The 8,851-nt window shown below is 44.2% G+C and carries 9 protein-coding genes and 3 pseudogenes; 6 read left to right on the top strand and 6 right to left on the bottom strand.

What is annotated here, in order from left to right; all coding sequences use genetic code 11:
- Positions 1-268 (top strand): annotated as a pseudogene (locus tag VE944_RS18055) (type V CRISPR-associated protein Cas12k); the annotation flags it as partial.
- Here the strand turns inward: VE944_RS18055 and VE944_RS18060 are convergent.
- The 5 genes and pseudogenes from VE944_RS18060 to VE944_RS18080 all read right to left on the bottom strand — a co-directional run bounded on the left by VE944_RS18060 (position 269) and on the right by VE944_RS18080 (position 6,262).
- Positions 269-1,331 (bottom strand): annotated as a pseudogene (locus tag VE944_RS18060) (IS630 family transposase). It abuts the pseudogene before it with no gap.
- 52 nt (positions 1,332-1,383) lie between these two features.
- On the bottom strand, positions 1,384-2,442 hold the full coding sequence (locus VE944_RS18065) for a shikimate kinase (protein WP_324979718.1): 1,059 nt from the start codon (positions 2,440-2,442) through the stop codon (positions 1,384-1,386).
- A 290-nt stretch (positions 2,443-2,732) separates the two neighbouring features.
- Positions 2,733-3,923 (bottom strand): hypothetical protein, encoded by a 1,191-nt coding sequence (locus VE944_RS18070; protein ID WP_324979721.1) that lies wholly within the window; start codon positions 3,921-3,923, stop codon positions 2,733-2,735.
- A gap of 105 nt (positions 3,924-4,028) precedes the next feature.
- On the bottom strand, positions 4,029-5,630 hold the full coding sequence (locus tag VE944_RS18075; protein ID WP_324979724.1) for a hypothetical protein: 1,602 nt from the start codon (positions 5,628-5,630) through the stop codon (positions 4,029-4,031).
- 377 nt (positions 5,631-6,007) lie between these two features.
- A complete protein-coding gene (locus VE944_RS18080; RefSeq protein WP_324979727.1) occupies positions 6,008-6,262 on the bottom strand; it encodes a plasmid mobilization protein in 255 nt (84 codons plus the stop codon).
- Positions 6,263-6,551: 289 nt separating this feature from the next.
- On the opposite strand from VE944_RS18080, the gene VE944_RS18085 reads away from it, so the two are divergent.
- The 5 genes from VE944_RS18085 (at position 6,552) to VE944_RS18105 (ending at position 8,529) form a co-directional block, all read left to right on the top strand.
- Positions 6,552-7,121: a hypothetical protein gene (locus tag VE944_RS18085; protein ID WP_324979730.1), complete on the top strand. Its 570-nt coding sequence runs from the start codon at positions 6,552-6,554 to the stop codon at positions 7,119-7,121.
- 3 nt (positions 7,122-7,124) lie between these two features.
- Positions 7,125-7,253, top strand: a complete 129-nt coding sequence (locus VE944_RS18090) for a hypothetical protein (protein WP_324979732.1) — start codon at positions 7,125-7,127, stop codon at positions 7,251-7,253.
- A gap of 129 nt (positions 7,254-7,382) precedes the next feature.
- Positions 7,383-7,808, top strand: a complete 426-nt coding sequence (locus VE944_RS18095; protein ID WP_324979735.1) for a hypothetical protein — start codon at positions 7,383-7,385, stop codon at positions 7,806-7,808.
- A gap of 96 nt (positions 7,809-7,904) precedes the next feature.
- Positions 7,905-8,117 (top strand): hypothetical protein, encoded by a 213-nt coding sequence (locus VE944_RS18100; RefSeq protein ID WP_324979738.1) that lies wholly within the window; start codon positions 7,905-7,907, stop codon positions 8,115-8,117.
- A 214-nt stretch (positions 8,118-8,331) separates the two neighbouring features.
- On the top strand, positions 8,332-8,529 hold the full coding sequence (locus VE944_RS18105) for a hypothetical protein (RefSeq protein WP_324979741.1): 198 nt from the start codon (positions 8,332-8,334) through the stop codon (positions 8,527-8,529).
- A 3-nt stretch (positions 8,530-8,532) separates the two neighbouring features.
- On the opposite strand, the pseudogene VE944_RS18110 reads toward VE944_RS18105, so the two are convergent.
- Positions 8,533-8,851: pseudogene (locus VE944_RS18110) on the bottom strand (hypothetical protein); the annotation flags it as partial.

An 8,851-nucleotide genomic window follows, 5' to 3' on the forward strand; every position in this document is an offset into this window, starting at 1 on the left:
CAGAGAAGAAAAAGCAGAAGAAATTGCTAAAATTCTCACCAAAATTAAAGCCAAGGACGACCTCAATGACAAACAGCTAGCTTATATAAAAAGGAAAAACTCCACATTAGCCAGAATTAATAACCCTTTTCCTCGTCCCAACAAGCCCTTATATAAAGGTCGCTCTCATATTCTTGTTGGTGTTAGCTTTGGTCTAGAAAAGCCTACAACAGTAGCAGTAGTTGATGGCTCTACAGGGAAAGTGCTTATCCACCGGAGTATTAAGTAGCTAGGTGCAATTAAATATAAAACGCTCCAGTGTGTATTCACCTGCTTCGCTACGAGTTTTCATCCCATCCATTACAGCAATCGCTAAATCGTACTCATTATCAAACATCTGTCCGGCAATTTCATGACTTTTGAGTTGATGCCACTGGGTTTCAATCGGATTCATTTGGGAACAATAAGGAGGCAAAAAGAAAACGAATAGGCCTTGCTCCTGCCAACGTGTCCACTGTTGACGCACCAAAAGACTGGTATGAAGGGAGCCATTATCCTGCACGACCACGGTGAGACGACCCGTTTGCTCCAAGGTTTGTGAGGCAATGTGAGCTATCCAATCCATCACCTTAATATAGCTCTCGCCTTTGAATCCGCCTTGAGCCAGGGCATACTCAAACCGTTCGCCTGGTTGCCACAAGCCCAAAATGCTAATCCGACTGCCATAGCGATTCGGGGTTTGCTCCATCCGTTTCTGCTCTCCAATGCGACTATAGCTGTAGCTGACTGGACTCCAGAGGCAAAACCCTGCTTCATCGAGATACTTGAGTTCAATATACCCCTGCTGCGCGGCTAGCTTTAAAGTGTCCAAGTCTGCCTGCTTAATTGCCTTTTTTACCGGGTCTTGTTTGCGACGATGGCTGCTTCGGGTTCGTTTCCAACGATAGTTTTTTTTTGAGTAATCGTCTCAATCGGTCACTACTCAAATCCACTAACCGCTCTTGTTGCAACTTCTTCGCTAACTGCATACTATTGTAAGTCCGCGGTTCTTCCTCCAAACACTTCGTTAGGTAATCCAGGTCTGTTGCTTGCCACTTTGGTTTTGCTCCTCGTCCTGGAGCTTCCCACAGTCCCCCTAATCCTCCTTTTTCCCATCGCCGTAGGGTTGCTCTAACCGTATGAGCATGGCACTCAAACATCTTTGCAATCGCTGGTACATTCCATCCCTGAGCGTTCAGGCGCAACATATGGGCTCGGTCACGGGTTCTTTGAGGAAGGCGCTGAGCAAGTCGCAGTTCAGTTAAGGTTCGGTCTTCCTCTGGGGTCAGAATGATGCGTAAAGGGGCAGGCATAACAAGCTAACTTAGCAGTTTTTCTATCTTATAATTAATTCCACCCACCTACTTATATGACCAGGGTTGCTAGTTGATGGTTGCTTTGGTGGGTGAGAAAAAATCGGTTTTCTTCCATTCCATTGATCGTGAGTGTGAGACGTTGGTTGAGAATCATAACTGATTCATCCGGATCGGGTGACGGCATCAACAATACTACATTGGCATAATCAGCTAGCAGTTTACTAACATGGTGAAAGTCGGCATCATCTTCATAAATTGAATGTCCAGCCCCAAAATCAATGACGCAGTTTTGATGTTCCTGGAGAAGGCGTTCTACCGCATAAACCTCAAATTGTTTCCAGTAACGATAAACTCCGGCAAACCCTTCATTTTCTGCAATCTTCTGCTGCTGTTGTTTATCCCACCCTCGCGCTTGATAATAGTTCCAGCGTAAGATATCCATAGATATCTGCGGCAGTTGCAGTTTTTTAGCTAAAATTCTGCCTATGGTACTTTTGCCTGCCCCTACTGGCCCAATGAGAATAATGTCGGAGGCATTTGGCTTGATTGTAGCCAAAATTTCTTCACTAGTTTGCTGTGGCGTTTTATCTTTAGTGTAGATAATATACTTTGCTAAATCGTAGTTAGAGTGATGCTTGACAAAATATTCGTTGATTTCCATGCCGTTAATCATTGCACGAGTACGCTGTTGCAGTATTTGTAGCGATTCTTCCACGTCTTGGGATGGCAAGAGCAAAATCACATGACCACAAGACTGGAAAACAGAACTAACTTGTTGGAACAGTTCGGCATCATCGTAAACTGATTGGGGTGCAGCAAGCTCGATTATATAGTCGCAATATTCAACCACAGCGCGCTTGAGTGCATGAACATCAAATGGCATCATGTAGCGATAAACCCAATCGCTTTGACCATCTTCCCAAGCTTGCTCAACTAATGTTTTGTCGCAGCCTATCTCCTGCCAGTAATTCTCTGAGATTTTCTCTAAGTGGATAAACGGTAAATTTAACTGTTCACTTAGCAACTTTCCGATAGTACTTTTACCTGCACGCTGCGGGCCAATTAAAAGTATTGGTAGCTTGATTGATAAGTCGTGATTAGTTGACATCGCACTTTCCTGCATTTAGACTGCTACTGTTGCTGATCCCAGTTCCACTCCCACTATGGCAATACTCAATAAACTTCTCCAATAAGTAAAACGCCAACTAGACATTACAAGCCTCCACGAATAGCACAGCACTAAAACCTAGTCAAGTATAAATCAGGTTACTAGCTATCTAATACTTAGCCATAGGTCTACTATGCTTTCACCCCAAAACTCAACTTTTTCGCAGAAAGTTAAAAATATTACAAAACTTTCTATTCTTCATTTTCAAACTACTGCACTTGCTACTCATTTCAATTAGCCAACTCCCCATCAACAACCGCAATTCCCCACTGCGGAAACTTCGCCAGCAACTTTTTAATCACAATCTGCAAAGCCGGATCATCCCAACACTCCTGCAAATACTCAAACCCCAGATTCTGCTCTGAATTCCCCGCAACTTTAAGTTTCTGCATCCGCTCTGGTCGCATATTTGACCGCGCTACAATAGCCTCATGCGACCATTTTTCAGGATTTGGCACGGGCGTGGCGGAACCTTCGCCTTCATGATCCGCTTTTATGTCTACACCCGAAACTGAATTTTTAACCAACAACGAAGCAGAATAACCCTGTTTTTCTACCTGCCCCGGTGTTTGATTAGCGATCGCTTCCTTGGAAGAAAATTCATTTTGAACCACGGGGGCGGCGGAAAAAGTACCTCTATGACAGTCCCTCGATTCAACGTCACAATACTGGTTTTCAGCCAACAAAGGAACAGGTTGATTCAGTGCAGCATCCACAAGCGCCAGCGTCGTGCAGTTCATTGCCACAGGCAAGTCTTTCTCCAACTCTTCCACGCTTTCAACAGTCTGAGGCGAAGCGCCCCCCAAGGGCGCACTCGCCGTCTCCTCCTTACGCGAATTTCCTATAAGCGTGTCAGAGAAACATCTCACAAACTCAAATGATGAGTTTGTGAGATGTTTCTGAGTAGTTCGTGAGGTTTCCTGGAACCCTTGCTCTGACTGGTCTTTACCTAAAATAGATGCTTCATACAAAGCACCCATTTCTTCAGAGCTAGCATTCATCTCTGTATTTTCAGCATTTGGTTCTCGTTTTTCAGCATCTAGTTCTCGTTTCGTAGAATCCCCTTTTTCCCAAAAATCCTTAATTCTGCTTCCATGTAGATTTTTGACAGTCCACCTCATCGTTTCCCGGCCATCTTCTATGGACTTGTCGGGCTTGAAAATAAACAACCCGCTTTCGGAGAGAATTTTCTTTGCACAGATAAAAGTACTGTACCCCAAAGCACTTGTCAGGGGCATCCACCGAGAACCATAAGGGTCAGCCGTCCAGCATTCTTGCCACAATTGCGTCACTGATGGCTTTTGCTGCGAAGCCCACAGCATATCTGAAATCGGGATAATCACATGAAGCCGCTTGTAAGGGGATTGCGGTTTACTAGCGGCAGCCTTTTTAGGTTTGGGTCTTGTAATCGTTGCAGTCATTCTATAATCTCCTGTTTATGTTGGCGCACGGAATTTTCCCTACAGCGATTGCAGGGTTTGGTACTTGTATTTGGTTGTCTAAAAAATTACTAGTACACTGAAAGCCTATTGAGGTTGCCAGAATCGCAATTTGTCTCGGAAATACCTGTCAGTCTTTTTTGATTGCTCCTTCCAACAATCCCAGGCAACGATTACCTCATCTCCCAAATCCTTTACAACTTCACCTCTCTCGACATACAAAGTACGGTATGGGTCGGCGTGAGCAACAATAGAACCAACACTAATGATGTCTGGTTGAGAGGATGCATTCTGGAGTGCGGTAATTAAATTTGTCTCCTCACTGGTCAATTCCTCCCAGTAGTCCTGTTTGATTACCTCATACTCTTGGCCAACACTCCAAAATTTCTGCCACGTACACCCAGGCTTTGACAGCACTGACCTAATGTCACTAACCGCCTGGGGTAGCATTTCCAGTTGTTCGGCTCGATATGCGATCGCCTGTGGTGTCGGCTCACTCCCCAGAATTAGCGCCGCCGCTTCGAGCGCCTGGGTATTGTTCATCGCACTGGCGAGATTCTTCAACGCCATACCCATCAAGCGTAAACACTCCTGGGCATTCTCTTTGGGTGGTTCCTGGGCCAGCGATCGCAGATCAATAGTTTTCTCCAACGCCTGTTTCACCTGCTTGTTCAAAACTTTGGTCGCTTGCTGAGTCATGGTATTTTCCCACTGTTGAGAAGGGCGCTGTTCAACCGCGTTTTCCAAATCTTGAATACGTTGTTGGAGTTGCTGATTCTCAATCTCCAGCTTCCTCAGCCCTTCCATTTCATCCAGCCGTTGCTGTAACTGGATGTTTTCTTCTTTCTGCTGCTTGTACAGGTTTTGCAAGGATTGGATTTGCTCAATTACCTGGGCTTCAGCTTTAGCTCCTGCTTCTGCTTGCAAACCAATTCTCAATTCCTGGGAAAGTCGCTCTAGTTCCTGTTTATGCCTTTCTTCAATAGCAGCGATCGCTTCCATGTATTCTGGCGGATAGTTCCGCCCTCTGGAAAATGGGACACTAGCAGCATCTAAATCAGCATTGTTAACCAACAACCTCTCGCCATCAGCAAAGGTAACAATCTGTTGCCAACGATTCGGTGCGTCTGCCTCAATGGTTCCCTCATCTCCATACCTTGGGTGTGACTGTTGTGAAACTGTGACAATGGCTTTTTGAGGAACCACTGGTTCTTCAATTTTGGGAACCATTGGTTCCTGAATAGACTGCTTTTTGCGTGGAAGTTGAGGAACCACAATATTTGCAGCAGCCGCAAAATCTGATTCACCAGGGGAGGGATTATCTTTCAGAGCCAGGAATACAGCAGCTTTTAGCTTTTCTGGTTCCTTGACTAAGCGAAGTAACGGACGAGCCTGACGCTCATTTTTGATGTGTTCCCCCAACTCCCCAACTGTGTCTATGACCTTTTTGGCTCCTAGCAGTTGGTTGATTCGTCGGTATCCACCCCAGGCGTATAATTCACGCTGGCAGTATTCTTCAAAGTTTTTATAACCAGCTTGCAGGTAAAGCTGCTGTTCTCTCATCTGGAGGATTTCATCTACCGCTTGCCACTCGAACCTATCGATGGCGGTGAAGGTTTCCTGGATGCTGGTGTTGAGATTGCTGTAGCCAATGGCTGAGGTTGTTTCGGAACAGTCTAGTGTCAGCATTGTTTCACCTTTATATGCTGCATATACACACAAAAAACATAGTCAGCGTGTTTGGGATTATGACACTGTTGCACCAGAAGCATCGCCAACCATACTTGGCAATTAGATCCAGTCTTTTAAGGCGTTTTTGACTTATTGTTAGTCGCCTATATAGGCGAACGGAATTAGCCCCAGTTGTGGTCAGGGGATTTTGTATTGTTAAAACCATTCGGACTCCGAAAATAAGCAGGATTAGGATTAATGTATTAACATTAGCAAAATTGTTAATACAAAGCAACCTATCAAAAAACAAACCAGCTAAGTTTCCCTAGCTGGTTTGTCGCTTATTGCCTTAGTAACTTGCTCTCGCCATTGCCTGAGAGTACTATTCTCTTCTCTCAGGCGGCGGATTCCCCCAACATTTCGTACTGCTGTTGTTGCCACTGCATAAACTGCTGCTTCATTTCGGCAACTTCTGATTTCAGCTTTACTAACTCTGGATCAAGGTCAGTTACTGGCTTTTCAGCTAAGTAAGAATCAATAAAATCCATTAATAACTTCGATACAGAGGTATTGCTAGCTTTAGCTTTATTCATCAAAGCCTCTTTTTTGTCTTCAGAGATCCTAATAATTATCTGTTTGTCTGCTGCCATCTCAATTCTCGTTGTTTATAACTTTCAATTTACACGCTATCAATAGCAAGTTGTATTAGCAAGTGTATAAACATAGCTTATCAACTTTCAGGACATACATTACCTAAAAGTATTAACAATGTATTGACAAAAGTATTAACAAAATAGTATCTTAGATTTATGGGATAAGTAAAGCGGTTTCAGAAATCAGCTTTTATTTGCTCAGATCAAAAGGCGATCACTCCCCGTCCAAAGTTTGTGATCGCCCTTTGTCAAAACCTAACCCAAAACATGAGTCAGGAATATAATTATGACGCATTCAACCCATACGCAGCAAGCACCCTCAAGCTTTAAGCTAAATCAAACAACATTCGCCGATGCTCCTTCCAAAGACAAGCAAGCACTGGTTCAAGCCGAAGCTGTAGCCTCAACCCAAGACCCTCTGACATCTCGTGACCGCCGCATCATTGCCGAGATTATCGAAGTCCAACCCGAATCAATCCGCACTATCTGGATAGAAGGCGGAATTACAGTATGGGTGCAATTCTTCGATGGCGGAAGGCTACCATTCGACCGCAACTGGTTCGCTACAAGAGTTGCAGAGGTCAAAGCGACTCTCCCAGAAACACCCCTGGAACGGAACGAGCGATTAAGCGATGAATTAGAAAAAGCTTGCACTGTTTTTGGTTTATACCACGGTGAGATAGATTGGCTCTCATTCAGCACCAAACTCTACCGAGACGGGCATTTTGTTGGCTTCGTCGGGTGCAATCACCAAGCTTGGTACGCTCGACCGAGACAGTACGGGGTGAATCGGATTGCTGGCAGTGCAAAAGATGTGATTGCGTCGTTGGGAGTCCGAACGGCAGTAGCGGCTTAGTTGGTGCAAGTGAGAAAGGCGATCGCATTTCCTTGGACTGCGATCGCCACCTATATGCAATTACAGATAATCATTGCATATAGCACAGCAAGTAACATCACACTTTCAGATTCGGGTTTCTATGACTGCTAAGAGAATTTTGTGCTACCTCCAGCAGATGCAAATACAGAGGTGTAAGAAATTCCTCGTTTTGGAAGTGAGAAAAGGCGATTGCAGTTCAACCGAAATTTAGACAATCGAAATCATCATGGCACAAAGAATATGATTAGCCCATTTTCTTTTCAAGAAGACCAGTTGGATAATCCTTTACAGAAAATTCTCCTCCCTCCAACCGACCCCAACGCAGAGGTAGAAGAAATTCCTCCCTACAAGCTGGTTTACGTGGATGGAGCTTGCCCCAGAGTTTATCGAGTATACAAAGCTCATTCCATGATTGGGGTGATATTTCAACACATCACCCACTGGTCTAACGGAGTAAATCAGATTCGATACGCCGAGTCGCTGGATGCAGCAGTGGGATTAGACAACTCCATGACAATGGCAGGCTACTTTACGGCTACTACAGAAAAACCACCTACAGAAGAAGAGTTGCTGGATATTGAATTCGACGCGCTGACGAGTGAAGAATGGGAGCGGTTGAAGAAATACGTACCAACGCTAGAAACTAGCGATTTAGTAGCAGCGTAAGTGAAAAGGTGGGCAGTAAGACCCACCTCAAGGCAAGGAGCAAAACCAAATTATCAGTCTATCCGAATAGAGCAACACAACTCATTGCATATACCAATGAAAACAATAGAAATACTGAAGCAATTCAACTCGTGCTACGTAAATATTCAGGCGATTGCCCAAAACGAAAATTGGCTCAAGTTGATTGCTGAAAAGAAGATTGACCCAGAAGCCGCAACTCACTTGGGCGATGTCCTGCACTACTTGAGTGAGGCGATGGGGTGTGTCGAAGAAATAGTTGAGATCAAGTTTAATCAGGAATCAGAATAATGCAACCAACAATATCAATTCTACACGGTTGGAAATACCCCCACTTTACTTTAGGACAACGTACCATTCGCTCTGCTCAAATTCAAAATTAAAAATGTATAAAAATGAAATTAATTTTGCATTTTGCATTTTGCATTTTGAATTGTTCTGTCATAAATAGCTAAGTCGAACACTATCCAGTATCAACGCAATTTTTAGTAACAACAACGCAATTATGGAAACCATCAAAATCAACAACAGGGTTTTTCTCATTCCACCCAGCCAACCAAAACTACAAGCGAATTACGCTAAAGAGTACGGGCAATTTCTTCTCGATTGTCCGCCAAAACTGACAATCCTAGAGGCACAAGCCGGCAGATATCTCATAGAAGGACAGAATCAAACAACAATGCCACAAGGTAAAAAACGGTAAACACTACTTTTGCTGATGTGGCTTTGTCAAGAACCTTGCTAACCAAGCTAAAGCTATGGCAAAAACAGCAGTACTTAGGGAGCGAACTATTTCATATAACTGTGCAAATTGTAACTCACTAACTCGACTCGTTACCCAGTTTAGAAGAGTCGGGTAAACCACTAACCAAGCAATGATTCCCAAAGGAGTGACAATTGCCAAAACTTTAGCTGTTTTCCCTGCCTTGCGGTAATGTCGCCAACGCAAAGCCAGCCAACAACCGATTACTTCTCCAATCCACCAGCCGGCAAAAGAACCAATAAAAGGTGGCAGTAGCCCTTCG

It is taken from the genome of Nostoc sp. (assembly GCF_035638895.1).
In the GTDB taxonomy this organism is placed as follows: Bacteria; Cyanobacteriota; Cyanobacteriia; order Cyanobacteriales; family Nostocaceae; genus Nostoc.